Annotated in this window: 23 protein-coding genes; 11 read left to right on the forward strand and 12 right to left on the reverse strand. The window is 60.2% G+C overall.

The window, feature by feature from the left end:
• Window positions 1–26 precede the first annotated feature (26 nt).
• The 8 genes from HU722_RS23130 to HU722_RS23165 all read right to left on the reverse strand — a co-directional run bounded on the left by HU722_RS23130 (window position 27) and on the right by HU722_RS23165 (window position 8,914).
• Entirely contained in the window at window positions 27–1,187 is a 1,161-nt protein-coding gene (locus HU722_RS23130; protein ID WP_065873550.1) for an ABC transporter ATP-binding protein, read from the reverse strand.
• A 2-nt stretch (window positions 1,188–1,189) separates the two neighbouring features.
• Window positions 1,190–2,035, reverse strand: coding sequence for a carbohydrate ABC transporter permease (locus HU722_RS23135; RefSeq protein ID WP_065873551.1), 846 nt, complete (start codon window positions 2,033–2,035; stop codon window positions 1,190–1,192).
• Entirely contained in the window at window positions 2,028–2,936 is a 909-nt protein-coding gene (locus tag HU722_RS23140) for a carbohydrate ABC transporter permease (protein ID WP_003175732.1), read from the reverse strand. The genes HU722_RS23135 and HU722_RS23140 overlap by 8 nt, the downstream gene beginning before the upstream one ends.
• A gap of 178 nt (window positions 2,937–3,114) precedes the next feature.
• The gene (locus HU722_RS23145; protein WP_065873635.1) at window positions 3,115–4,401 is read right to left on the reverse strand and encodes an ABC transporter substrate-binding protein; all 1,287 of its coding nucleotides are present in this window, start codon (window positions 4,399–4,401) and stop codon (window positions 3,115–3,117) included.
• 103 nt (window positions 4,402–4,504) lie between these two features.
• The gene (locus HU722_RS23150) at window positions 4,505–5,764 is read right to left on the reverse strand and encodes a D-mannose isomerase (RefSeq protein ID WP_065889909.1); all 1,260 of its coding nucleotides are present in this window, start codon (window positions 5,762–5,764) and stop codon (window positions 4,505–4,507) included.
• A gap of 245 nt (window positions 5,765–6,009) precedes the next feature.
• Window positions 6,010–6,855, reverse strand: coding sequence for an ATPase (locus HU722_RS23155; protein ID WP_065889911.1), 846 nt, complete (start codon window positions 6,853–6,855; stop codon window positions 6,010–6,012).
• A gap of 114 nt (window positions 6,856–6,969) precedes the next feature.
• A complete protein-coding gene (locus HU722_RS23160) occupies window positions 6,970–7,968 on the reverse strand; it encodes an NAD-dependent epimerase/dehydratase family protein (protein ID WP_065889913.1) in 999 nt (332 codons plus the stop codon).
• Window positions 7,969–8,020: 52 nt separating this feature from the next.
• A complete protein-coding gene (locus HU722_RS23165; protein ID WP_065873557.1) occupies window positions 8,021–8,914 on the reverse strand; it encodes a LysR family transcriptional regulator ArgP in 894 nt (297 codons plus the stop codon).
• A gap of 105 nt (window positions 8,915–9,019) precedes the next feature.
• On the opposite strand from HU722_RS23165, the gene HU722_RS23170 reads away from it, so the two are divergent.
• The 6 genes from HU722_RS23170 (at window position 9,020) to HU722_RS23195 (ending at window position 16,165) form a co-directional block, all read left to right on the forward strand.
• Entirely contained in the window at window positions 9,020–9,619 is a 600-nt protein-coding gene (locus HU722_RS23170; protein WP_065881027.1) for a LysE/ArgO family amino acid transporter, read from the forward strand.
• A gap of 178 nt (window positions 9,620–9,797) precedes the next feature.
• Window positions 9,798–10,394, forward strand: coding sequence for a superoxide dismutase (locus tag HU722_RS23175; protein ID WP_017125974.1), 597 nt, complete (start codon window positions 9,798–9,800; stop codon window positions 10,392–10,394).
• A 153-nt stretch (window positions 10,395–10,547) separates the two neighbouring features.
• Window positions 10,548–10,730 carry a hypothetical protein gene (locus HU722_RS23180; RefSeq protein WP_065881025.1) on the forward strand — a complete coding sequence of 61 codons (183 nt, stop codon included), beginning with the start codon at window positions 10,548–10,550 and terminating at the stop codon, window positions 10,728–10,730.
• A 207-nt stretch (window positions 10,731–10,937) separates the two neighbouring features.
• Entirely contained in the window at window positions 10,938–12,989 is a 2,052-nt protein-coding gene (locus HU722_RS23185; protein ID WP_065873561.1) for a putative bifunctional diguanylate cyclase/phosphodiesterase, read from the forward strand.
• 126 nt (window positions 12,990–13,115) lie between these two features.
• Window positions 13,116–14,459: an imelysin family protein gene (locus HU722_RS23190; protein ID WP_049711788.1), complete on the forward strand. Its 1,344-nt coding sequence runs from the start codon at window positions 13,116–13,118 to the stop codon at window positions 14,457–14,459.
• A 251-nt stretch (window positions 14,460–14,710) separates the two neighbouring features.
• Window positions 14,711–16,165: a TrkH family potassium uptake protein gene (locus tag HU722_RS23195; RefSeq protein WP_065873563.1), complete on the forward strand. Its 1,455-nt coding sequence runs from the start codon at window positions 14,711–14,713 to the stop codon at window positions 16,163–16,165.
• Here HU722_RS23195 and HU722_RS23200 read toward each other — a convergent pair.
• Window positions 16,122–17,180: an AraC family transcriptional regulator gene (locus HU722_RS23200; protein ID WP_065889915.1), complete on the reverse strand. Its 1,059-nt coding sequence runs from the start codon at window positions 17,178–17,180 to the stop codon at window positions 16,122–16,124. The genes HU722_RS23195 and HU722_RS23200 overlap by 44 nt on opposite strands.
• 160 nt (window positions 17,181–17,340) lie before the next feature.
• Between HU722_RS23200 and HU722_RS23205 the strand changes: the two genes are divergently transcribed.
• From HU722_RS23205 to HU722_RS23215, 3 genes are all read left to right on the forward strand, one after another.
• Window positions 17,341–17,652 (forward strand): Mpo1-like protein, encoded by a 312-nt coding sequence (locus HU722_RS23205; RefSeq protein WP_049711785.1) that lies wholly within the window; start codon window positions 17,341–17,343, stop codon window positions 17,650–17,652.
• Between the two features lie 367 nt (window positions 17,653–18,019).
• Complete coding sequence (locus HU722_RS23210; RefSeq protein ID WP_065873565.1) at window positions 18,020–18,202, forward strand: hypothetical protein; 183 nt, start codon at window positions 18,020–18,022, stop codon at window positions 18,200–18,202.
• A gap of 105 nt (window positions 18,203–18,307) precedes the next feature.
• On the forward strand, window positions 18,308–19,504 hold the full coding sequence (locus tag HU722_RS23215; protein ID WP_065889921.1) for an MFS transporter: 1,197 nt from the start codon (window positions 18,308–18,310) through the stop codon (window positions 19,502–19,504).
• Here the strand turns inward: HU722_RS23215 and arfB are convergent.
• The 3 genes from arfB to HU722_RS23230 all read right to left on the reverse strand — a co-directional run bounded on the left by arfB (window position 19,501) and on the right by HU722_RS23230 (window position 22,135).
• A complete protein-coding gene (gene arfB, locus HU722_RS23220) occupies window positions 19,501–19,914 on the reverse strand; it encodes an alternative ribosome rescue aminoacyl-tRNA hydrolase ArfB (RefSeq protein ID WP_065873567.1) in 414 nt (137 codons plus the stop codon). The genes HU722_RS23215 and arfB overlap by 4 nt on opposite strands.
• 12 nt (window positions 19,915–19,926) lie before the next feature.
• Complete coding sequence (locus HU722_RS23225; RefSeq protein ID WP_065889922.1) at window positions 19,927–20,610, reverse strand: pentapeptide repeat-containing protein; 684 nt, start codon at window positions 20,608–20,610, stop codon at window positions 19,927–19,929.
• A gap of 103 nt (window positions 20,611–20,713) precedes the next feature.
• A complete protein-coding gene (locus HU722_RS23230; protein WP_065889924.1) occupies window positions 20,714–22,135 on the reverse strand; it encodes an amino acid permease in 1,422 nt (473 codons plus the stop codon).
• A gap of 637 nt (window positions 22,136–22,772) precedes the next feature.
• Between HU722_RS23230 and HU722_RS23235 the strand changes: the two genes are divergently transcribed.
• Window positions 22,773–22,910, forward strand: a complete 138-nt coding sequence (locus HU722_RS23235; protein WP_175403017.1) for a hypothetical protein — start codon at window positions 22,773–22,775, stop codon at window positions 22,908–22,910.
• 74 nt (window positions 22,911–22,984) lie between these two features.
• Window positions 22,985–23,944 carry a M29 family metallopeptidase gene (locus HU722_RS23240; protein WP_065889927.1) on the forward strand — a complete coding sequence of 320 codons (960 nt, stop codon included), beginning with the start codon at window positions 22,985–22,987 and terminating at the stop codon, window positions 23,942–23,944.
• Window positions 23,945–24,055 lie beyond the last annotated feature (111 nt).

Raw genomic sequence — 24,055 nt, forward strand, 5'->3', positions numbered from 1 at the left:
TTATTTAAAACAACAACTTAGCTGCTTCAGCGGCCTTTGAATTGGGCCACGTTGTCGGCATGCCCCTGTGCGGGCAATGAAGAAGCAGTGCCTAGGCGTTCGCCAGTGTTGGCGTCGAACAGCAATACCTTGGCCGGATCAAATTGCAGGGTCAGGGTCTCGCCGACCTGGGGCGCCACATCCGGCGCCAAACGGCAGCAGACCTTGGTGTCATTGAGCTGCACGAACACCAGGGTGTCCGGACCGGTCGGTTCGGTGACCTGGACTTCAGCGCGAATGCTCGACGAACCGTTGCCCTCACCCGCCGCCAACACGATCTGCTCCGGGCGCAGGCCCAGAATCACATCACGGTCCTCCAGGCCTGCGTCGTTCATGCCTAACGGCAATTCGCAACGGGCCTGGCCGCTGTCGAGCAGCGCGACCAAACGACCTTCCTTGCGTTTTAGGCGCATAGGAACGAAGTTCATTGGTGGTGAACCGATAAAGCTTGCCACAAACAGGTTGGCCGGGTCGTTGTAAATTTCTTTCGGCGTGCCGAATTGTTGGATGATGCCGTCCTTCATCACCGCCACTTTGTCGCCCAGGGTCATCGCTTCGATCTGGTCGTGGGTCACGTAGACCGTGGTGGTCTTGAGGCGCTGGTGCATCAGTTTCATTTCGGTGCGCATCTCAACGCGCAGCTTGGCGTCGAGGTTGGACAGCGGTTCGTCGAACAGGTAGATCTTCGGCCGGCGCGCCAACGCACGGCCCATCGCAACACGCTGTTGCTGCCCGCCAGAGAGCTGGCCCGGCTTGCGGTTGAGCAGGTGTTCGATCTGCAGCAGCTTGGACACGCGCGCCACTTCAGTGTCGATCTCGGCCTGGGGCATCTTGCGGATCTTGAGGCCGAACTCGATGTTCTCGCGCACGCTCATGGTCGGGTACAGCGCGTAGGACTGGAACACCATGGCGATGTCGCGATCCTTGGGGCTCATGCCGCTCACGTCTTGATCACCGATCATGATCGCGCCGCCGGTGATGGTTTCCAGGCCCGCGATGCAGTTCATCAGCGTGGATTTGCCGCACCCCGAAGGGCCGACCAGGATCAGGAATTCGCCTTCCTTGATCGACAGTTCGATGTTCTTCAAGGTGTCGGGCAGGCCGGCGCCATAGGTCTTGTTTACATTGCGAAGTTCAAGCGTAGCCATGATTACCCCTTGACCGCGCCGGCCGTGAGGCCGCGCACGAAATACTTGCCTGCGATCACATAGACCAGCAGGGTCGGCAGCCCGGCGATCATCGCCGCCGCCATATCCACGTTATATTCCTTGGCCCCGGTGCTGGTGTTGACCAGGTTGTTCAGCGCCACCGTGATGGGCTGGGAGTCGCCACTGGAGAACACCACGCCGAACAGAAAGTCGTTCCAGATCTGGGTGAACTGCCAGATCAGGCAGACCATGATGATCGGGGTCGACATCGGCAGGATGATCAGGCGGAAAATGGTGAAGAAACCGGCACCGTCCAGGCGTGCCGCCTTGATCAGCGCATCCGGAATGCTGACGTAGTAATTACGGAAAAACAGCGTGGTGAACGCCAGGCCGTAGACCACATGGATAAACACCAGGCCGGTGGTGGTGCTGGCGAGGCCCATCTTGCCGAGGGTGAAGGAAGCCGGCAGCAGCACGGTCTGGAACGGCAGGAAGCAACCGAACAACAACAGACCGAAGAACAACTGCGAACCCCGGAAGCGCCAGAACGACAGCACGTAGCCGTTCAACGCACCGATGGCGGTGGAGATCAGCACAGCGGGCACGGTGATCTTGATCGAGTTCCAGAAGTAGCCATCCACGGTGGCCCAGGCCTTGACCCAGCCGATGCCGGAGACCACGGTCGGCCAGCTCAGCAGGTTGCCGGTGCTGATGTCTTCCGGGGTCTTGAAGCTGGTGAGCAACATCACCACCAGCGGCACCAGGTACAGCAGCACGGCGAGAATCAACACCGCATAGATCGCGATGCGACTCAGGCTGATGGGCGATTTGGAGACGAGACTAGTCATTACGTTTGGTCCTCAGCTCGGAGTAGAGGTAAGGCACGATGATCGCGAGGATCGCACCGAGCATCAGGATTGCACTGGCCGAGCCCATGCCCATCTGGCCACGGCTGAAGGTGAACGAGTACATGAACATCGCAGGCAGGTCGGACGAGTAGCCGGGGCCGCCAGCCGTCATCGCCGCCACCAGGTCGAAACTCTTGATCGCAATGTGCGCCAGGATCATCACCGCACTGAAGAACACCGGACGCAGGCTTGGCAGCACCACGCTCCAGTAGATGCGCGGCAGGCTTGCGCCGTCGATCTGCGCAGCGCGGATGATCGATTGATCAACGCCACGCAGGCCCGCAAGGAACATCGCCATGATGAAGCCCGAGGCTTGCCATACCGCGGCGATCACCAGGCAATAGACCACGCGGTCCGGGTCGATCAGCCAGTCGAGACGGAAGCCTTCCCAGCCCCAGTCACGCAGGAGTTTGTCCAGGCCCATGCCCGGGTTGAGCAGCCATTTCCAGGCCGTACCGGTGACGATCATAGAGAGCGCCATCGGGTACAGGTAAATGGTGCGGATAAAGCCTTCGCGACGGATTTTCTGGTCGAGGAAGATCGCCAGTGTCACGCCGATCACCAGGGTGATGCCGATAAACATCCCGCCAAACAGGGCCAGGTTCTTGCTCGCGACCCACCAGCGGTCGTTGTCGAACAAACGCTCATACTGCGCGAGACCCGCCCATTTGTAGCTTGGCAGGAACGTAGACGTCGTGAACGACAGTACAAACGTCCACAGGATGTAGCCGTAGAAGCCCACCAACACGATGAACATGCTGGGCGCCAGCACCAGTTTGGGTAGCCAGCGCTGCAGTGCATCGAACGGCGAGGCTTTGCTGAAGACAGCAACAGAACTCATGGGGAAATCCAATACAGGGAAAAAGGACCAGCCAATAAACCTTGTGACGCTGGCTTTGTGGGAGCGGGCTTGCTCGCGAAGCAGGCGACGCGGTGTAACCGTTACACCGCGGTGATGCCTTCGCGAGCAAGCCCGCTCCCACACAAGCCCGGCTCCTACAAAAAGCCGCTACCTGGCCTTACTTAGCCGACTTGATCGCAGCGCCGAGTTTCTTGGCGGTGTCGGCCGGGTCAGCTTTCGGGTCGTTGATGTAGTTGGTCACGACGTCAAAGAACGCACCTTGCACAGCCAGGGTCGTGGCCATGTTGTGCGCCATGCTTGGCTGCAGGCCGCCGGTCTTGGCGTCTGCCAGGAAGTCCTTGGCAGCGGTCTGGGCGCACGAGTCGAAGCCGTACGAATCCATTTTGGTCAGCATGTCGTTACGCACAGGGATCGAACCCTTGTTGATGCTGAACACTTTCTGGAAGTTTTCACCCAGCACGACTTTGGCAATATCCTGCTGACCTGCCGCAGTGCCTTTGTCTTTCTGCTTGAACACCGCCAGGGAGTCGATGTTGTAGGTGAAGGCTTTGTCGGTGCCTGGGAAAGCTACGCACTCGTAGTCCTTGCCGGCGACTTTCTTGGCGGCGGTCCACTCGGACTTGGCCCAGTCACCCATGATCTGCATGCCAGCCTTGCCGTTGATGACTTTGCCCGCTTCGAGGTTCCAGTCCTGGCCTTTGCCGTCGACGTCCATGTAGGTCGCGACTTTCTTCAGCTCGGTCAGCGACTTGACCATTTCCGGACCGGTCAGTGCAGCGTTATCCAGGTCGACCAGGGCTTTCTTGTAGCCATCGGCCCCCATCACCGACAGGACGACGGCTTCGAAAACGGTGCTGTCCTGCCACGGCTGGCCACCATGGGCGAGCGGAATGAAGCCCGCGGCCTTGAGCTTGTCGCCCGCTGCGTAGAATTCTTCGAGGGTGGTTGGGTTCTTGGTGATGCCGGCTTTCTTGAAGACTTCCGGGTTGATCCACAGCCAGTTCACGCGGTGGATGTTGACCGGTACGGCAACGTAGTCACCGTCGTACTTCACGGTGTCGGAGACTTTCTTGTCGAGCAGGGAGTCCCATTTTTCGTCTTTGGCGACAGATTTCAGAACGTCGGTGTCGAGCAGGCCGGTGGACGCCCATTCCTGGATGTCGGGGCCTTTGATCTGGGCAACGCCGGGCGGGTTGCCGGCGACCGCGCGGCTTTTCAGCACGGTCATGGCCGTTGCGCCACCGCCACCTGCGACGGCACCGTCTTTCCAGATGAAACCGTCTTTCTCAACTTGGGCCTTCAGGACATCTACAGCCGCTTTTTCACCGCCCGAGGTCCACCAATGCACAACTTCAACCGTCCCTTTCGAGTCGGCGGCAAATGCACTGAGGGGAAACAACGAGGCAATGGAAATAGCTACGGCGAGGCGATTAATCGCGTTCATCTGAATACCTTTCTTGTTGTTATGCATGCAAGTCTTAAGCTTGCGCTGCACGGAGTTTAAACATGGATTTTTGAGGCGCAGGTAACAAAGGGATGCACAAATGTCACCAACTGGTGACATAACACCCAGCCCCGATGGCACTGGCCATACTCGGTGCCAAGGGCAGTGCAGGCAGCACGACCGCTTGCCAAGCATGGTACAGGTCTGGCTTGCCGCCCCAGATGTTGCTGCTGGGTTGGTTGTGCGGGCTGAGTTCGTGGTGCCAACTGCCGTGGAGACGATCGATAAAGTGGGCCTCGCAAAACTCCCAGAAGCGCCGGTACCACGTTTCGTAGTGCAACTCGCCGGTACGCTTGAGCAGCGCCTGGGCAGCGGCGCTGGCTTCGGCGTGGGTCCAGTGCAGGCGTTCGCGCACCACCGGGCGGTGGTTCCAGTCCAGCGTGTAGACGATGCCGGGGGCGCCATCCACGGACCAGGCATATTCGCAGGCGCTGGCGAACAGGCCCTTGGCGTCGGTCACCAACCATTCTGGTGTGACGAGCCCGGCTTGCAGGCGCGCTGCCTCCAGGTGCAGCACCAGCCGCGCCCACTCGAAGCCGTGGCCGGGCGTGATGCCGTAGGGGCGGAAGCCGTCGGCGGGGTTGTCTTCGTTGTAACCGAGCAGCGGTTGCCAATGCGCGTCGAAATGCTCGATCACCATGAACTGGTTACCGGCGGCGTGGGTGTGGATCACACGCTCGACGATCCGCAGCGCGCGGTCCAGCCAGCGTGTATCGCCGGTGACATCGGCCAAGGCGAGGAAGGCTTCGGTGGCGTGCATGTTGCTGTTGGCGCCGCGGTAGGCCTCGACGCCGCTCCAGTCTTGGGCGAACGACTCAAGCATCACGCCCTCCTCCTCGCTCCAGAAAAACTGGTCGATGATATGGATGGCGTCGTTCAACAGGTTTTGTGCGCCGGGAGCGCCGGCTACCACCGCCGAGCTGGCGGCCAGGGCGACAAAGGCGTGCAGGTAAGCAGCCTTGCCACGGTTGCCATCGATGGCCTGGGGTGCGGCGAACCAGCCTCCGTGCTCAGCGTCGCGCAGCGGGCCACTGAGGGCTGCGACACCGTGTGCGACCAACTCGGCATACCCTGGCAAACCCAGGGCGTGGGCCATGGCAAAGCTGTGGGTCATGCGGGCGGTGTTCATGGTTTCGGCGTGGGCATTGGCCGGCAGTTGGCCTTTGTCGTCGAGGTTGCCGAAACCATCGGGCAGCCGACATGCCTTGGCGAATGCCAGCAGGCGCTGGCCTTCAGCGGCGAGCCAAGCGTGATGGGCAGGCGCGTTCAGCCAACTGCTGGCAGGCAGTGGTTGCGTGGTCATGGGTGGCCCTTATTATTTTTTGTGGGATGACCGGAGTCTAAACAAGGGCGCGGCGGGGGCAAGTAACGAAGGGGATGGGAAATGTCACCGAACAGTGACAATTTAAAAACCTGGACACGATTCAGCGCTTCGCCCCAATCAACGGTGGGCGGGCTTGCTCGCGAATGCAGAGTGTCAGTCGCCTGATGGGTCACTGATACATCGCATTCGCGAGCAAGCCCGCTTGTGTCTTGAACCGGTTTCGATCATTGACTCTGTGGTGTGCCGCCGCCGGGCGCATTCAGCCGCTGGTTCAGGTTCTGCACCTGGCTCTGCAACGTGGTGATGTTGCGCGTGGTCTGGATACGGAACACGTCGAACTCTTTATTGGTTGGCGCGTCGCTGTTGGCCGGCTGGTTATCCTGCGCGCTTTTGAGCACTACCAGATCCTGCTCGATCCGGGCGATGGCCGCACTTGGGTTGCCCTGTTTCTTCAACGCGGCCACGTCAGCGGAAAGCTCCTTGATTTCGGCATCGCGCTTACCTGCGTCACCTTGCGCCGCCTTAAGCGTCGCCACGGCGTCGGTCAGGGCCTGGACCTGGCCTTGCAGCTTGCTGTTGGCGTTGGAGAGTTCAGTGGTGCTGGCCGTCATTTGCGCCAGCCGCTTATCCAACTCGGTGGCCTGGCCGGCCACGCCGACCTGCTGTTTGCCCTGCTCCAACAACTGGCTTTCGAGCTGCTTGATCTGCAGTTTCAACGCTTCGCTGCCGTTGTTGACGCTGGCTTCACTGGCCACCACCTTGCCGGAAATATCCTGCAGGCGCCCCGCCGCTTCTTCGCTGATGCGCGCAAAACTTTCCTGGGTGGCAACCAATTGCTGGCCCATCAGGGAAATCTGCTGGAAGCTCCACCAGGCCAGGCCCGCAAAAGCGATCAGCAGCGCGCCGATCAACGCCCATAACGGGCCGGTGCTGGCGCCCTTGACCTTGACTACCTTCGTGTTGCGCGAACGCACCGAGGTGGCCGGGGTCGGTTCGAAATCATCGTCATCCCCGACATCGGCCCGCAGGCTGGGAACGTTGTCGAAGTCGTCTTTAGCATCGTTGCGCATGAATCAACCCTGAATCGGTGAAATGGCGAGCGACGGGAGTATAAACCGCCTTCCCGGCGCACTGGTCGACCTGGAAGGCCAGATTCGGTTCCCCAAGTGTTGCCTGTTGTGTGCTCACTTGAACCCTGGGTCCTGGGCCTTCCACCAACTGCAGAACTCGTCGAGGGCGGTCCACAGGCTGACCTTGGGCTCGTAGTCCAGATAATGCCTGGCGCGGCTGATGTCTAACGTGAAATCTTTGTTCATGACTTGCATGCCCAGGCGCGACAATGCTGGCTCCGGACGCCCGGGCCACATCGCGCAGAAGGCCTCGTTGAGGGCCGCCACGCTGTAGGACAAACCGTAGGACCGATACCGCGTTACCTGCGGCAACTCCATTTGGCGCATCACGTAGTTCACCACATCCCACACCGGCACTGGCGTGCCGTTGCTGATGTTGTAGGCCTTACCCAGTGCTGAACCGGTGGCGAGCAGGCTGCTGAGCAGCGCTTCATTGAGGTTGTGCACGCTGGTGAAATCGACCTTGTTCAGGCCGTCGCCGACGATAGCCAGGCGGTTCTTGCGCTGCATTTTCAGCAGGCGTGGGAAGATGCTCATGTCGCCGGCGCCGGTAACGAAGCGCGGGCGCAGGGCCAGCACTTCGAGGCCGAACTCCTGGGCGCCGAACACCTTTTGTTCCGCCAAGTATTTGGTGGCGGCATAGGGATGCTTGAAGCGCTTGGGGACTTGCTCTTCGGTCAGGCCCAGGTGGCCGCGGCCGTCAAAATAGATTGATGGCGACGACAAGTGCACCAGTCGGCCGACCCGTTGCTTGAGGCAGGCCTCGACCACGTTCTCAGTGACCTGCACGTTGCCTTGATGAAAGTCCTGATAGCGCCCCCACAGCCCGACAGCACCCGCGCAATGCACCACGGCTTCGACATCGCGGCACAGCCCGCGCACCAGGTCGGCGTCATTCAGATCACCCTGGATAAACTCGGCGCCGCGCCTCACCAGGTGTTCCACACCTTCAGCGCGCCGCCCGTTGACCCGCACGTCCAGGCCCTGCTCCAAGGCGAAACGCGCGAAGCGCCCGCCAATGAAGCCGCTTGCGCCGGTGACCAGAATCTTCATGTGTTACCCCGTGTGCTTTCGTTTTTCATCGCTGTTGCCTTGACGCGCGCCATTACTCCAACGGCACCAACCATTGGCCACATGCCTGGGCCAGGTGATCCGTCAACAAGCCCAGCAGTTGCCCGCCACTGCGCCAATGATGCCAGTACAACGGCACGTCGATGGGCTTATCTGGCAATAACTCGACCAATACGCCCTTTTCCAGTTGGTCGCGCACCTGCAATTCCGGCACCAGCCCCCAGCCCAGGCCTGCTTCTGTCAAACGGATGAAGCCTTCGGACGAAGGGCACAAATGGTGCTCGAAACCACCGTCCACGCCGAGGGACGCCAGGTAACGGTGTTGCAGGAAATCATCCGGGCCGAACACCAGTGCTGGTGTGCGCGCCAGTTGATCTGCGCGTACGCCATCCGGAAAATGCCGGGTTATAAAAGCCGGGCTGGCCAGCGCCCGATAGCGCATAGCGCCCAGCAACAGGCTGCGTGCCCCGGCAACCGGGCGCTCGCTGGCGCAGATGCAGGCGGCCACTTCGCCAGCACGCATGCGTTTGAGGCCCACGGTCTGGTCTTCCACCACCAAATCCAGCAGCAAATGGTGTTCGGCGCAAAAATCGCTGACGGCCTCTGCCCACCAAGTGGCCAGGCTATCGGCGTTCAACGCGATGCGCAGGCGCTCGGGCATGCCTTCCTCGTCCAGTGCCGGCACCTGACTTTGCAGGTCGCGTTCCAACAGGCGCACCTGTTGCACATGGTTGAGCAGGCGACGGCCGATCTCGGTAGGCGTCGGCGGCGTGGCCCGCACTAGCACCGGCTGGCCGATGCGCGCCTCGAGCAACTTGATGCGCTGGGAGATCGCCGATTGCGAGAGCCCCAACACTTGCGCGGCGCGCTCGAAGCCAGCCTGTTCCACCACCGCCGCCAGGGCAGAAAGCAATTTATAGTCGAACATCAGTTTCTCTAATGAGCGATCAGCAATATTTGTTTTTCTTATACAGCCTGTGCCAAGAGAATAGCCAGCATCGCTTCTCTTGGCAGCGGACACGGAGTAATCCCTATGTGGCAAAGTTATCTGAATGGCCTGCTGGTCGCGCTCGGCCTGATCATGGCCATCGGCTCCCAGAATGCCTTTGTATTGGCGCAAAGCCTGCGTCGCGAGCATCACTTGCCGGTCGCGGCGTTGTGCATAGTGTGCGATGCCCTGCTAGTAGCCGCCGGGGTGTTCGGATTAGCGACAGTGCTGGCACAAAGCCCATTGCTGCTGGCGATTGCCCGTTGGGGCGGCGCAGCTTTCCTGATCTGGTACGGGGCTTGCGCACTGCGTCGGGCCTGTTCAAAACAGAGCCTGGAACAAGGCGACAACCTCAAGGTGCGCTCCTTGCGCGCCGTGTTGCTCAGTGCCTTGGCGGTGACGCTGCTCAACCCTCACGTGTACCTGGACACTGTTTTGCTGATCGGCTCTCTCGGCGCGCAGCAAACCGAGCCCGGCGCCTATGTGGCCGGTGCCGCCAGCGCCTCGTTCCTGTGGTTCGCCACGTTGGCACTCGGCGCGGCCTGGCTGGCCCCCTGGCTGGCGCGCCCCGCCACCTGGCGCCTGCTGGACCTATTGGTAGCGGTGATGATGTTCAGCGTGGCCTACCAATTGATCAGCGCCTGAGGAATATTCCAAAACGCTCTGGAACCTCTATCCCACACAGTTGTTGCGTGGTTTTGCCGCACCCCCGGTGCTATGATCCGGACCCTGCGCCGCAAAGAGTACAAACTCCCCGGCGCTTGTTTGGCCGCCCGTGATCGGCCTTGCGCTCACCGCAACTGACCTGATTAGGAGAATCATCATGGCTTTCGAATTGCCGCCGCTGCCCTACGCACACGATGCCCTGCAGCCGCACATCTCCAAGGAAACCTTGGAATTTCACCACGACAAGCACCACAACACCTATGTCGTGAACCTGAACAACCTGGTGCCAGGCACCGAGTTCGAAGGCAAGACCCTGGAAGAGATCGTTAAATCCTCTTCGGGCGGCATCTTCAACAACGCTGCTCAGGTCTGGAACCACACTTTCTACTGGAACTGCCTGGCGCCAAACGCCGGCGGCCAACCTACCGGCGCGCTGGCTGAAGCCATCAACGCTGCGTTTGGTTCGTTCGACAAGTTCAAGGAAGAGTTCACCAAAACGTCCGTCGGCACCTTCGGTTCCGGTTGGGGCTGGCTGGTGAAAAAGGCTGACGGTTCCCTGGCCCTGGCCAGCACTATCGGCGCCGGCAACCCGCTGACCAGCGGCGACACCCCGCTGCTGACCTGCGACGTATGGGAACACGCCTACTACATCGACTACCGTAACGTGCGTCCAAAGTATGTGGAAGCGTTCTGGAACCTGGTCAACTGGAAGTTCGTGGCTGAGCAGTTCGAAGGCAAAACCTTCACTGCCTAAGCACCGCTTGCAGCAGAAAGGGCCCGGCGATTGCCGGGCTTTTTTGTGGGTGTTCCACAACGTCGACCTGCCCAGAATCGTGGAACGCGCGGAAGGGAATGTGCCACCCATCCAGCGAGAGGAATACCCCTCCCACACGCTTCTGGAGAATCAATGATGGAAGAAATCGGAAAAGCAGGCGCACAGATGGCGATGCAATTAATCACCGGACTTATGAAAGGCCTCGCCGGCGGGGCGGGTGGCGGTGATGGCGCTGCTGCCAGCCCTCCCAGCAAACCAGGCGAGGACATGATGCCGCCGGCGCCACCAAAGATCGAGATTTCAGCCTATCAATAAAAGCGGCCACGGTAGGAAAGGCATTTGCCTGACCACACGTACGCCGAGCCCCCCACGCGGCGGAGCAAATCCGCCGTTTTTTCTGGTTTTTTCTCCCTCCCCACCGCCAAGACGTCTCCAGCCCTAATGTTCCTTTGACTGGCCTCACGGGATTGCCAATACTCATGGCATATTGAAGGCCACCCGCATGAGACAAGGAATGCCCCTTTGAAGCTGGAACTCAAGAACAGCTTGTCGGTGAAGTTACTACGGGTTGTGCTGCTGTCGGCATTGATCGTGGGCGTAGCGCTGAGCGTGGCGCAGATCGTTTTCGATGCCTACAAGACGCGCCAGGCCGTGGCCGGCGATGCCCAGCGCATCCTCGACATGTTTCGCGACCCCTCGACCCAGGCCGTCTACAGCCTGGACCGCGAAATGGGCATGCAAGTGATTGAGGGCCTGTTCCAGGATGACGCGGTGCGCATGGCGTCCATCGGCCACCCCAACGAAACCATGCTGGCCGAGAAGAGCCGCGCCTTGCAGCACGCCCCGAGCCGCTGGTTGACCGACCTGATTCTTGGCCAGGAACGCACGTTTACCACGCCTCTGGTCGGCAAAGGCCCCTACAGCGAGTATTACGGCGACCTGAGTATCACCCTCGACACGGCCACCTATGGCCAGGGATTTATCGTCAATTCGGTGATCATCTTTATTTCCGGTGTATTGCGCGCCCTGGCCATGGGCCTGGTGCTCTACCTGGTTTATCACTGGCTGCTGACCAAGCCGCTGTCGCGGATTATCGAACACCTGACGTCGATCAACCCGGACCGGCCCAGCGAACACAAGATCCCGCAGCTCAAGGGTCACGAACGCGACGAATTGGGGCTGTGGATCAACACCGCCAACCAGCTGCTCGAGTCCATCGAGCGCAATACCCACCTGCGCCATGAAGCCGAAACCAGCCTGCTGCGCATGGCCCAGTATGACTTCCTGACCGGTTTACCGAACCGCCAGAAACTGCAGGAGCAACTGGACAAGATCCTCATTGACGCAGGCCGCCGACAACGGCGCGTAGCGGTGTTGTGCGTGGGGCTGGATGATTTCAAAAGCGTCAACGAACAGTTCACCTACCAGGCCGGTGACAAACTGCTGCTGGCGCTGGCCGACCGTTTACGCGCGCACAGTGGGCGCCTCGGCACCCTGGCCCGTCTGGGCGGAGACCAGTTCGCGCTGGTCCAAGCCGATATCGAACAGCCTTACGAGGCCGCCGAGCTGGCACAAAGCATCCTTGATGACCTGGAAGCAGACTTCGTCCTCGACCACGAACGGATCCGCCTGCGCGCCACCATCGGCATCACCTTATTCCCAGAAGACGGCGACAGCACTGAAAAGCTGCTGCAAAAAGCCGAACAGACCATGACCCTGGCCAAGACCCGCTCGCGCAATCGCTATCAGTTCTATATCGCCAGCGTCGACAGTGAGATGCGCCGCCGCCGGGAGCTGGAAAAAGACCTGCGCGACGCCCTCAGCCGCAACCAATTCCACCTGGTGTACCAGCCGCAGATCAGTTACCGCGACCACCGTGTGGTGGGCGTGGAAGCCCTGTTGCGCTGGGAGCATCCGGAACACGGCCTGGTCCCGCCGGACCTGTTTATCCCGCTGGCGGAGCAGAACGGCACGATTATCCCGATAGGCGAGTGGGTACTCGACCAAGCCTGCCGCCAATTGCGCGAATGGCACGACCTGGGCTTTACCGATCTGCGCATGGCGGTCAACCTGTCCACCGTGCAGTTGCACCACACCGAATTGCCGCGGGTGGTTAATAACCTGATGCAAATCTACCGCTTGCCGCCGCGCAGCCTGGAACTGGAAGTCACGGAAACCGGCCTGATGGAAGACATCAGCACCGCCGCCCAGCACCTGCTGAGCCTGCGCCGGTCCGGTGCGTTGATCGCGATTGATGACTTCGGCACCGGCTACTCATCCCTCAGCTATTTGAAAAGCCTGCCCTTGGACAAGATCAAGATCGACAAGAGCTTCGTCCAGGACCTGCTGGACGATGACGACGACGCCACCATCGTGCGCGCGATCATCCAGCTGGGCAAAAGCCTGGGCATGCAGGTGATCGCCGAAGGCGTGGAAACCGCTGAGCAAGAGGCCTACATCATCTCCGAAGGCTGCCATGAAGGTCAGGGATACCACTACAGCAAACCCTTGCAGGCCCGAGAGCTGGCGGCTTTTTTGAAGCAGTCGGAGCGCAATAACGCCGCCATTCTCTGACTTGGCATAACGATACTGAATATTTCCCGCGTATAACCCTTTACACAAAATGCAAATCTTTCGCATTATGTCGCAGTTTTGCGCGCCCCCGCGCGCCCTCTCAACAACCGAAGCAGGATGTTCGCCATGATTCGTATGCCCCTGGCCACCGCCAGTCTGCTGGCCATTGCCATTTCTCTCGCCGGTTGCGGCGAAGGTAAAGACAAGGCCCCTGCAAACCAGGCGCCGACCCCGGCTGCCAGCACCACCGCTCCAGCCGCTGCCACCCCTGCCGGCCAGGTCGACGAAGCAGCCGCCAAGGCCGTGGTCGCGCATTACGCAGACATGGTGTTTGCGGTCTATAGCGACGCCGAGTCCACCGCTAAAACCCTGCAAACCGCGATCGACGCGTTTCTCGCCAAGCCGAACGACGAAACCCTGAAAGCCGCGCGTACCGCCTGGGTGGCCGCCCGCGTTCCGTACCTGCAGAGCGAAGTGTTCCGCTTCGGCAACACCATCATCGACGACTGGGAAGGCCAGGTGAACGCATGGCCGCTCGACGAAGGCCTGATCGACTACACCGACAAGTCCTACGAGCACGCCCTGGGTAACCCAGGCGCTACCGCCAACATCATCGCCAATACCGAGATCCAGGTCGGCGAAGACAAGGTCGACGTGAAGGACATCACCCCGGAAAAACTCGCCAGCCTCAATGAGCTGGGCGGTTCCGAGGCCAACGTCGCCACCGGTTACCACGCCATCGAATTCCTGCTCTGGGGCCAAGACCTGAACGGCACCGGCCCAGGCGCCGGCAACCGTCCTGCGTCGGACTACCTGACCGGCGACGGTGCCACCGGCGGCCACAACGAGCGTCGCCGTGCCTACCTGAGCGCTGTGACTCAACTGCTGGTCAGCGACCTGGAAGAAATGGTCGGCAACTGGAAACCCAACGTCGAAGACAACTATCGCGCCACCCTGGAGGCAGAACCTGCCACCGACGGCCTGCGCAAGATGCTGTTCGGCATGGGCAGCCTGTCCCTCGGCGAGCTGGCCGGTGAGCGCATGAAGGTTTCCCTGGAAGCCAACTCGCCGGAAGACGAGCAGGACTGCTTCAGCGACAACACCCACAACTCGCACTTCTACGACGCCAAGGGTATCCGCAACGTCTACCTGGGCGAGTACACCCGTGTTGACGGCACCAAAATGACCGGCGCCAGCCTGTCGTCCCTGGTGGCCAAGGCCGATCCAGCTGCCGATACCGCGCTGAAAGCGGACCTGGCAGCCACCGAAGCGAAGATCCAGGTCATGGTTGACCACGCCAACAAGGGTGAGCACTACGACCAGTTGATCGCTGCGGGTAACGATGCGGGCAACCAGATCGTGCGTGACGCCATCGCTGCGCTGGTCAAGCAGACCGGTTCGATCGAAGCGGCGGCAGGCAAGCTGGGCATCAGCGACTTGAACCCGGACAGCGCTGATCACGAGTTCTGATCAGTAGCGCGTTAAAAAAGGCGACCTTCGGGTCGCCTTTTTTGTGCGCGCTACCTGCTACCACACAACTCCTGTGGGAGCTGGCTTGCCTGCGATAGCGAGCTGTCAGTTGACGAATGTTTCGCAGACCCACCGCTATCGCAGGCAAGCCGGCTCCCACACTTGACCGGTTTCGCCTCGGACGCCCCGGTTTACAAGACCTGCACCGCAGGTAGAATGGCGCCTCTACCCAATAACCCCGAGCTCACTTCATGGCGTTGCCGACCCTACGCATCATCGGTTTCATCATCGGCATCTTCCTGATCACCCTCGCGATCGCCATGGTCGTGCCAATGGCGACCCTGGTGATCTTCGAACGCACCCGTGACCTACCCTCTTTCCTGTGGGCCAGCATGATCACCTTTCTCGCCGGCCTGGCCCTGGTGATCCCGGGTCGCCCCGAGCATGTGCACCTGCGCCCGCGGGACATGTACCTACTCACCGTTACAAGCTGGGTGGTGGTATGCATCTTTGCTGCGCTGCCGTTTCTGTTGACCCAGCACATCAGCTACACCGACTCGTTTTTTGAAAGCATGTCCGGCATCACCGCCACCGGCTCCACCGTATTAAGCGGCCTGGACGCCATGTCGCCAGGCATCCTGATGTGGCGCTCGCTGCTGCACTGGCTGGGTGGCATCGGCTTTATCGGCATGGCGGTGGCGATCCTGCCACTGCTGCGTATCGGTGGCATGCGCCTGTTCCAGACCGAATCCTCGGACCGCTCGGAAAAGGTCATGCCCCGCTCGCACATGGTGGCGCGGCTGATCGTGGCGGCCTACGTCGGTATCACCATCCTCGGCAGCCTGGCGTTCTGGTGGGCCGGGATGGGCCTGTTCGATGCGATCAACCACGCGATGTCGGCGATTTCCACCGGGGGGTTCTCCACCTCCGATGAATCCCTGGCCCACTGGAAACAACCGGCGGTGCACTGGGTGGCGGTGGTGGTGATGATCCTCGGCAGCTTGCCGTTCACCCTGTACGTGGCCACGCTGCGCGGCAACCGCCGGGCGTTGATCAAGGACCAGCAGGTACAAGGCTTGCTCGGATTGTTGCTGGTGACCTGGCTGGTACTGGGCACCTGGTACTGGTGGACCACCAACCTGCATTGGCTGGACGCCCTGCGTCATGTGGCGTTGAACGTGACCTCGGTGGTCACCACCACAGGTTTTGCATTGGGGGACTACAGCCTGTGGGGCAACTTCTCACTGATGCTGTTCTTTTACCTGGGCTTTATCGGTGGTTGTTCAGGCTCTACGGCGGGTGGGATCAAGATCTTCCGCTTTCAGGTCGCCTATATCCTGCTCAAGGCCAACTTGAACCAGTTGATTCACCCGCGCGCGGTGATCAAGCAGAAGTACAACGGCCATCGCCTTGACGAAGAGATCGTGCGTTCGATCCTGACGTTCTCGTTTTTCTTCGCCATCACCATCTGCGCCATCGCCCTGGCCTTGTCGCTGCTGGGACTGGACTGGATGACCGCCTTGACCGGCGCAGCCAGTACCGTGTCCGGCGTCGGCCCGGGCCTGGGGGAAACCATTGGCCCGGCGGGCAACTTCGCCAGCCTGCCGGATGCGGCCAAGTGGATTCTGTCACTCGGCATGCTGTTGGGCCGGCTGGAGATCATTACAGTCTTTGTTCTGTGCATTCCGGCGTTTTGGCGTCACTGACGGTCGACGCTTCCAGCAACCGCGCCCGGTATTCGCCGGGCGTGGCGTCGAACCAACGACGAAACGCGCGAAAGAAGTTGCTCGGGTCGGCAAAACCCAACAGGTAGGCGATTTCCAATAACGTCATGCTGGGCTGCGCCAGGTACTGCTCGGCCAGTTCGCGACGGGTGTCATCGAGCAGGGTCTGGAAGCTGGTGCCCTCCTCCTGTAGACGCCGCTGCAAGGTGCGCTGGGAAAGGTGCAACGTCTGGGCCACCACTTCTCGCTTGGGCTCACCTTGGGGCAACAGGCGGCACAACACCTGCCGTGCCTTGTGGGTCACGCGGCTTTCCGAAAAACGCGCCAGGTATTCGCCGGCAAATCGATCATGCAGCAGCGCCATGGCCTCGTTGGCCGTGGGCAGCGGCGCGTCCATGTCGGCCCGCTCGAAAATCAGCGCGTCATAGGGCGCGTTGAATTCCAAAGGTGCATGGAAGGCTTGTTTGTAGGGCGACAGGTCCGCCGGTTGATCACCCTGCAACACTACCTTGCGCGGCTGCAGGGTACGGCCGGTCAGCCAACCGCACAGGGCCAGGGCACTGGCCAGCGACGCTTCGGCGCTTTGTCGGGTGGGCGGCAGGTGATCGCCATGCACCGTCAGAATCAGCGCATAACCTTCGGGGATCAGTCGGAAACTCAGGTCGGCACTTTCGGCGATGATGCGCTGGTAGCGCACCAGGCGCATAAAGCCCTCGGCAAGGGTATTGCTGGACATCAGTGCATAGCCAGCTACATGAAACGACGCCGGGCGCACCACTTTACCCATGTTCAAGCCGATCGCCGGGTTGCCTGAAAGCTCCACCGCCCGTTGCCACAGGCGCGTCATGGAGTCTTGCGGAAACCGCGCATCGGGTTCACTCAGGGCGGCGTAGTCCAGGCCGAGCTGCTTGAACAAGGCGCGGCAATCCAGGCCGTCCATTTCCAATGCCTTGACGATCCCCATCGCCCAGCTTGCAGAAGTTGTTCGTTCGCTCATGGCGTCTTCTTAAAAAAGCAGGTTCAAATGGCAGCCAGGAAGCCAAGGATACTAAAGTGGCGTCTATTGTCACTGGCTGTTACTACTGATCACTCTAGACTCAAATAAGCTCCCCGCCGAACACCTGTTGGGCGGCATAACAATCAAAGGGCCGGTCACTGTGGAAAACGTCAAGCAATTCAATAGCTTTGCTGAGTTCTATCCTTATTACCTGAGCGAGCACGGCAACAGCACGTGCCGGCGCCTGCATTTTATCGGCACCACGCTGGTGATCGGAATTTTGGCGTACGCCATCGGCAGAGGCTCGCTGGGCCTACTGATTGCGGTGCCAATTGCCGGCTACAGCTTTGCGTGGATCGGCCACTTCTTCTTCGAAAAAAATCGCCCGGCGACGTTTCAGCACCCGTTCTACAGCTTGCTCGGGGATTTTGTGATGTATCGCGACATGATCCTGGGCAAAGTGCCGTTCTAAAGGTAAGTGTGACCCCATGTCACTTGCGTTTGCAGGATGAAGGGTCGCCTATCCGTCGAGATAAAAGTCTATTTGTCATTTACAGTGCTGTATCCTGCCAAGGCTTTTTGAGAGCGCGGAATCACCTGCGATTGAAAAAACAGACCTTGCGAGGAGCGACGACGATGCACGAGATACCTAATCTCCCCTTCCCAAGCCTGCACCCTACAGAGCAGCCAACACCGCAGCAGGCCAGCGACAAGCAGCCTGAGGCCAGAGAAGCAAAACCAGTCGACAGCAAAAGCCAGGACTGACGCCGTACCAGACCGTGTGGAAAGCGCAGCTTTGAGCGCTTTCCACACTGCCTGAATTATCCGAGATACCTGCCATGACTGACTCCTCCCCCACTCCCCCGGACACCGCCGTACTCGATGCTGCCCTGCAGATGGTCGAGGTCTGGAACCGCCTCAGCGCCGACAAGCAAGCCGTGCTGCTCAAGCGCTTCGGCACCCAGGAAAACGCGCTGGCCGCCCTGGTCACCACGCAATTGCTGGCCCCTGCGCAAACCTGAGGTCTTTGTGACCTGAGGTTTTTGCGTTTTACCGCCCTGCGCGGGCCAAACCACCGGTATCATTAGCAGCCTATCTTTACCTGCTGCGACAGTGGACCTCTCCCCATGCCAGATACCCAGCGCCCCATGGCGGTCACGCTGCAAGTTGTTTCCATCGTGCTGTTCACCTTTATCGGCTACCTGAATATCGGCATTCCCCTGGCCGTATTGCCAGGCTATGTCCACAGTGAGCTGGGCTACGGCGCGGTGATTGCCGGCCTGGTGATCAGCGTGCAATACCTGGCCACCCTGCTGAGCCGCCCCTATGCGGGCAAAATCATCGACAACTTGGGCAGCAAGCGTGCGGTGCTGATCGGTTTGGCGGGCTGTGGCCTGAGCGGCGTGTTCATGCTGCTCGCGGCGTGGTTTTCAAGCGTGCCTGCCGTGAGCCTCTGCAGCCTGCTGATTGGCCGACTGGTGCTGGGCAGCGCTGAAAGCCTGGTGGGTTCGGGCGCCATCGGCTGGGGCATCGGCCGGGTCGGTGCGGCAAATACCGCCAAAGTCATCTCCTGGAACGGCATTGCCAGCTACGGCGCCTTGGCCGTCGGCGCGCCATTGGGCGTATTACTGGTGAGAAACTTCGGGCTGTGGAGCATGGGCGTCAGCATCATCCTGCTGGCGGTCGTCGGCTTGTTGCTGGCCTGGAACAAAGTCGCAGCGCCGATCGTCACTGGCGTGCGCCTGCCGTTCATGAATGTGCTGGGCCGGGTATTGCCCCACGGCTGCGCCCTCGCGCTGGGCTCCATCGGCTTTGGCACCATCGCCACGTTTATCACCTTGTATTACACCACCCAGCACTGGGACAACGCGGTGTGGGCCCTGAGCCTGTTCGGCGCCAGTTTCATCGGCGCGCGCTTGCTGTTCGGTAACCTGATCAACCGCATCGGCGGTTTTCGCGTGGCGATTGCCTGCCTGTCCGTGGAAATCCTAGGGCTTCTGTTGCTGTGGCTGGCGCCGGACGCCAACCTGGCCTTGGCCGGCGCGGCGTTGAGCGGCTTCGGCTTTTCCCTGGTGTTTCCGGCGCTGGGGGTGGAGGCAGTTAACCTGGTACCGGCGTCCAGCCGTGGCTCGGCGGTGGGGGCCTATTCGCTGTTTATCGATTTATCGCTGGGCATCACTGGCCCGCTCGCCGGCGCCGTGGCGGCTGGCTTCGGCTTTGCGTCGATCTTCCTGTTCGCCGCCCTCGCCGCCCTGGGTGGTTTGCTACTGAGCGTGTACTTGTACCGCCAGGCCCCCAAGGCCCGTGAAGCGCGCGGCGACTAAAAGTCGACCTTGCCGCGCCCGGCCTTGATGCTGCCACGCTTGGTCTTGGATTCGAGGCGACGCTTTTTCGAGCCCAGGGTCGGCTTGGTCGGGCGGCGCTTCTTCTCGACCTTGGTGGCGCTGAGAATCAACTCCACCAAACGCTCCAGCGCATCCGTGCGATTTTGTTCCTGGGTCCGGTATTGCTGGGCCTTGAGCACCAGCACGCCTTCGCTGGTGATACGGCTATCGCGCAGCGCCAGCAGCCGCTCCTTATAGAATTCCGGAAGCGACGACGCCGGAATGTCAAAACGCAGGTGCACCGCGCTCGACACCTTATTCACGTTCTGCCCACCTGCGCCCTGGGCGCGAATGGCGGTCAGCTCGATCTCGGCGTCGGGCAAGTGCACGTTGTTGGAAATCACCAGCATCAATCAAAACCCTTACGCAACGGACAAGCCCAACTCGGACAACAACATCGAGGCCTGGGCTTTGGAAATCACAGCGCCTTTGAACAGTTTGGCATCATTGAGACGGAAACCGCTTAAATCCGCACCGCGCAAATCGGCGCCGGCGAAATTGGCACCGTTGATACGGGCGTGGGCGAGGCTGCAGTCGATCAGTTCGGCCTTGCGAAAGTCGGCGTCCGACAAATCGCTGTCGGAGAAGTCCAGGTTATTCAGTACGGTGCGCGCAAACGACAGCCCGGACAGGAAAGCGCTGTTCAGTCGAGTCTCGCTGAAGCTCAGGCCCAGGGAAGCGCAATGGGTGAAGTTGGCCCCGGTCAACTTGCAGTGTTCAAAGCTCGCCTGGGACAGCTTGCTGCGCTGCCAGCGGGTGTTGTTCAGGTCGCAGCTGTGGAACTGCGCCTCCAGTAGGTTTGCCGCCTCAAATATGGCGTGGCCGGCCCGACAGCTTTTCCACTGGGTACCTTCCAGGCGCGAACCGAGGAAGGAGGTCTGGACGAGGATGCAGCGTTCAAACACCCAGTGATCCAGCACCATGCGCGACAGATCGGCGCCACTCAGGTCGACGCCGATCAGGCGTAAGGGCCCGCCGTGCTGGTCGATGAGGTCTTCCAGATCAAAGCGCTGTAAAGCGCCGCCGTCGATGTCGGTGTGTTGCATGGGACCTCCGGGCGAGCGCTGGAAAAAACGAGGGGCGATTCTAACCTGCTGCCGCAAACAAAAAACCCGGCAAGGTGCCGGGTTTTCTATTCGCGGAAAGGTCCTACTCCAAAACTGTCCGCGTTGTGCTCGCGACCACACGGGCACTGCGCTTATTCTTGATCCAGTAGCACACCGCCATAAACGCCACCCACACCGGGATCGCGAACACCGACACCTGAATCCCTGGAATCATCAGCATGATCACCAGGATAAACACCACGAACGCCAAGCACACATAGTTGCCGTACGGGTACCACAACGCCTTGAACAACGGCACCTGACCGGTGCGGTTCATTTGCTGGCGGAACTTGAAGTGGGAGAAGCTGATCATCGCCCAGTTGATCACCAGCGTCGCCACGACCAGAGACATCAGCAGTTCCAGTGCGTGTTGCGGGATCAGGTAGTTCATCAACACCGCCACCAGGGTGATCGCCGCCGAGGCGAGGATAGAGCGCACTGGTACGCCGCGCTTGTCGATCTTCGCCAGTGCTTTGGGCGCATCACCCTGTTCGGCCATACCCAGCAGCATGCGGCTGTTACAGTAAGTGCCGCTGTTGTACACCGACAGCGCCGCCGTCAGGACCACGAAGTTAAGAATATGCGCGGCGGTGTTGCTGCCTAGCATCGAGAACACCTGCACGAACGGGCTGCCGCTGTAGGCATCGCCCGAGGCGTTGAGGGTTGTCAGCAGGCTGTCCCACGGTGTCAGCGACAACAGCACGACCAGCGCACCGATGTAGAAAATCAGGATGCGGTAGATCACTTGGTTGATCGCTTTCGGGATCACAGTGCGTGGCTGGTCCGCTTCGGCGGCAGTGAAGCCAAGCATTTCCAGGCCACCGAAGGAGAACATGATGATCGCCATGGCCATCACCAAACCGCCGACGCCGTGAGGGAAGAACCCACCGTGCGCCCATAGGTTAGTCACCGAAGCCTGCGGCCCGCCGCTGCCGCTGACCAGCATGTAGCTGCCCAGGGCGATCATGCCGACGATAGCCACCACCTTGATGATGGCGAACCAGAACTCAGCCTCACCAAAGACTTTGACGTTGGCCAGATTGATCAGGTTGATCAGCACGAAGAACGCCGCCGCCGAGACCCAGGTCGGAATCTCCGGCCACCAGTAATGCACGTATTTGCCGACAGCCGTCAGCTCCGACATGCCCACCAAAATGTACAGGATCCAGCAGTTCCAGCCCGACAGGAAGCCAGCGAAACCGCCCCAGTACTTGTGGGCAAAGTGACTGAAGGAGCCGGCGACCGGCTCTTCAACGATCATTTCGCCGAGCTGGCGCATGATCATGAAGGCAATGAAGCCGCAGATGGCATAACCCAGGATCATCGAAGGGCCGGCGGATTTGAGCACCCCGGCAGAGCCCAGGAACAGGCCGGTGCCGATGGCGCCCCCGAGGGCGATCAACTGGATATGCCGATTTTTCAAGCCGCGTTTCAGCTCGCCTGAAGAGGAATGGGGTCCACTCATGAAAAGGGTCTCACGCAAGGTTTGATGATGTTGAATGCACGTTGCTGCCTTGAATCTCGACTCAAGCAGCGCTGCTCAAACCCCAGCGCAGGCACCAGGAATACAGCGTCTTTCTAACGGTCATGCGTCACCTGTTTATTTTTATCTGTGACGAAATCGAACCCGTCTGGCTCGTGGCCGGGCGGAGTGATCAGGGTCGATAACCCTGAGGTCTTGGCCTTTTGCGTGGGTACGCAAGGGGCGTCACAGTAAAACGCGGCGGATTGTACACCGCTCGACAGCTTGGGGCCGCCCCGCAACGGTGCATGCGACGATCTGTCAGGCATTTCTTACACAGTTTCACCGCTCAACAAGCGCGCGACTTTATCGTCAAATAATCGTTACAGCGCGGAAATCTACGTTACAGGCGTGAACTCACGGAAAATTGGCGGTGGGAAACTTCTTACAAATCCTCATGATCAGCCTGCTGTTTTTTATGAAAAAAAAGCTAATGGCCCTAAATAGAAAAAATTGTGTAATTGGAACCGTGTCAATAAATATTTTGCATTCTGAAACAGGCTCTCCTAGGTTCATTCCACTTGCCCAGCGCAGCCCGTTGGCAAGCCGTTCTCAAACAACGTCCTCTAGGAGATACACCATGCAAGCACTGGAAAACGACCTGGAAACCGAACTGCAACTCGACGATTGGTTTGAAGCGCCGACCCATGAGGCCGCCGTTAAAATGATGCAAGCCGATGCCGTCGTGCCGTTCGGCACCGCGATGTGGCCTTTCTAAAAATCGGCAGGTATCCGGCAGGTGCTGTGCACGGCACCTGCCACCCTTACCCAAGGCACAATAGGATGTACGTCATGGACAAGGCCCGCGCCGTCGAACACTTTCTCTACTACCTTGCGCACCACCCGGCCCTCAGCGGCCTGAATCGTCCCACCGTGTTACTGGGCCATACCGAGCGCTACGACGCCATTGCCCAGGCGATCACCCACAGCAGCGCCGCCCGCTTCAACTTTCAGGTGCAGCGCCTGGACCTGGCGGCCAGCGACACACTCGCCCAGGCCATCGAAACCTGCGACCTGTACCTGTTCCTCTACGATTCCTCCACCTTGCCCAATCCACGCGCCGAAGGCCCGGACTTTATCCGCACCCTGCAGGGCGTGATGGCCGAGCACTGGAAGAAATCCCTGCTGTTCAAGGATTACGGCGACTATTTCTACGACACCTTCAGCGTCGAGCCGCAGCGCATCGCCGACCTCAACGCCACACTGATCCGACGCATGTCCCAGGCCAATGTGTTGAGCTTCACCGACAAGCACGGCTCGCGGCTGGAGGCGCCGCTGAGCAGCATCAAGAAGTGGACCAATATCAACGGCATCGGCAACCACGACCTGGCACCCGGCGAGATCGCGACCCACAGCGAAGCCATCAATGGCCAGGTGCGGTTTGTCGGCACCTTTCTCAGCACCATCCCGTTTGCACGCAAATATGGCGTGCTGCAATCACCGCTGGAGCTGTGGATCGAGAACTCGACCGTCTGCAGCGTAGCCAGTGAGGTGCCGGGGTTGGCCGATGACTTCAACAAGTACCTGAATGCCAACCCGTCCAACCGGCGCGTGGAGGAATTAGGGATTGGGACCAATGAAGGGGTCAAGGATTTGTATGCGCGCAATGCCGGGTTTGAGGAGCGCCATTGTGGGTTGCATTTGGGCTTGGGGGGTGGGCAGAAAGGCAGCCATCACCTGGACCTGATCTTTGCCAGCGGGGTGTTGGCGCTGGATGACAAGCCGGTGTTTGATGGCAGGTTTGCGTTCTAACCACTGACCTCATGAACGCTGAGGCTCTAAATGTGGGAGCTGGCTTGCCTGCGATGCAGACACCTCGGTCTATCAGACAGACCGCAGTGATGCCATCGCAGGCAAGCCAGC

Origin of the sequence: Pseudomonas tritici, assembly GCF_014268275.3 — a bacterium.
GTDB classification, from domain to species: Bacteria; Pseudomonadota; Gammaproteobacteria; order Pseudomonadales; family Pseudomonadaceae; genus Aquipseudomonas; species Aquipseudomonas tritici.

What these genes read in the sequence shown, in the direction of transcription:
- HU722_RS23130 (WP_065873550.1), bottom strand. Translation starts at nt 1,187, where the DNA reads ATGGCTACGCTTGAACTTCGCAATGTAAACAAGACCTATGGCGCCGGC.
- HU722_RS23135 (WP_065873551.1), bottom strand. Translation starts at nt 2,035, where the DNA reads ATGACTAGTCTCGTCTCCAAATCGCCCATCAGCCTGAGTCGCATCGCG.
- HU722_RS23140 (WP_003175732.1), bottom strand. Translation starts at nt 2,936, where the DNA reads ATGAGTTCTGTTGCTGTCTTCAGCAAAGCCTCGCCGTTCGATGCACTG.
- HU722_RS23145 (WP_065873635.1), bottom strand. Translation starts at nt 4,401, where the DNA reads ATGAACGCGATTAATCGCCTCGCCGTAGCTATTTCCATTGCCTCGTTG.
- HU722_RS23150 (WP_065889909.1), bottom strand. Translation starts at nt 5,764, where the DNA reads ATGACCACGCAACCACTGCCTGCCAGCAGTTGGCTGAACGCGCCTGCC.
- HU722_RS23155 (WP_065889911.1), bottom strand. Translation starts at nt 6,855, where the DNA reads ATGCGCAACGATGCTAAAGACGACTTCGACAACGTTCCCAGCCTGCGG.
- HU722_RS23160 (WP_065889913.1), bottom strand. Translation starts at nt 7,968, where the DNA reads ATGAAGATTCTGGTCACCGGCGCAAGCGGCTTCATTGGCGGGCGCTTC.
- HU722_RS23165 (WP_065873557.1), bottom strand. Translation starts at nt 8,914, where the DNA reads ATGTTCGACTATAAATTGCTTTCTGCCCTGGCGGCGGTGGTGGAACAG.
- HU722_RS23170 (WP_065881027.1), top strand. Translation starts at nt 9,020, where the DNA reads ATGTGGCAAAGTTATCTGAATGGCCTGCTGGTCGCGCTCGGCCTGATC.
- HU722_RS23175 (WP_017125974.1), top strand. Translation starts at nt 9,798, where the DNA reads ATGGCTTTCGAATTGCCGCCGCTGCCCTACGCACACGATGCCCTGCAG.
- HU722_RS23180 (WP_065881025.1), top strand. Translation starts at nt 10,548, where the DNA reads ATGATGGAAGAAATCGGAAAAGCAGGCGCACAGATGGCGATGCAATTA.
- HU722_RS23190 (WP_049711788.1), top strand. Translation starts at nt 13,116, where the DNA reads ATGATTCGTATGCCCCTGGCCACCGCCAGTCTGCTGGCCATTGCCATT.
- HU722_RS23195 (WP_065873563.1), top strand. Translation starts at nt 14,711, where the DNA reads ATGGCGTTGCCGACCCTACGCATCATCGGTTTCATCATCGGCATCTTC.
- HU722_RS23200 (WP_065889915.1), bottom strand. Translation starts at nt 17,180, where the DNA reads ATGAGCGAACGAACAACTTCTGCAAGCTGGGCGATGGGGATCGTCAAG.
- HU722_RS23210 (WP_065873565.1), top strand. Translation starts at nt 18,020, where the DNA reads ATGACTGACTCCTCCCCCACTCCCCCGGACACCGCCGTACTCGATGCT.
- HU722_RS23215 (WP_065889921.1), top strand. Translation starts at nt 18,308, where the DNA reads ATGCCAGATACCCAGCGCCCCATGGCGGTCACGCTGCAAGTTGTTTCC.
- arfB (WP_065873567.1), bottom strand. Translation starts at nt 19,914, where the DNA reads ATGCTGGTGATTTCCAACAACGTGCACTTGCCCGACGCCGAGATCGAG.
- HU722_RS23225 (WP_065889922.1), bottom strand. Translation starts at nt 20,610, where the DNA reads ATGCAACACACCGACATCGACGGCGGCGCTTTACAGCGCTTTGATCTG.
- HU722_RS23230 (WP_065889924.1), bottom strand. Translation starts at nt 22,135, where the DNA reads ATGAGTGGACCCCATTCCTCTTCAGGCGAGCTGAAACGCGGCTTGAAA.
- HU722_RS23235 (WP_175403017.1), top strand. Translation starts at nt 22,773, where the DNA reads ATGCAAGCACTGGAAAACGACCTGGAAACCGAACTGCAACTCGACGAT.
- HU722_RS23240 (WP_065889927.1), top strand. Translation starts at nt 22,985, where the DNA reads ATGGACAAGGCCCGCGCCGTCGAACACTTTCTCTACTACCTTGCGCAC.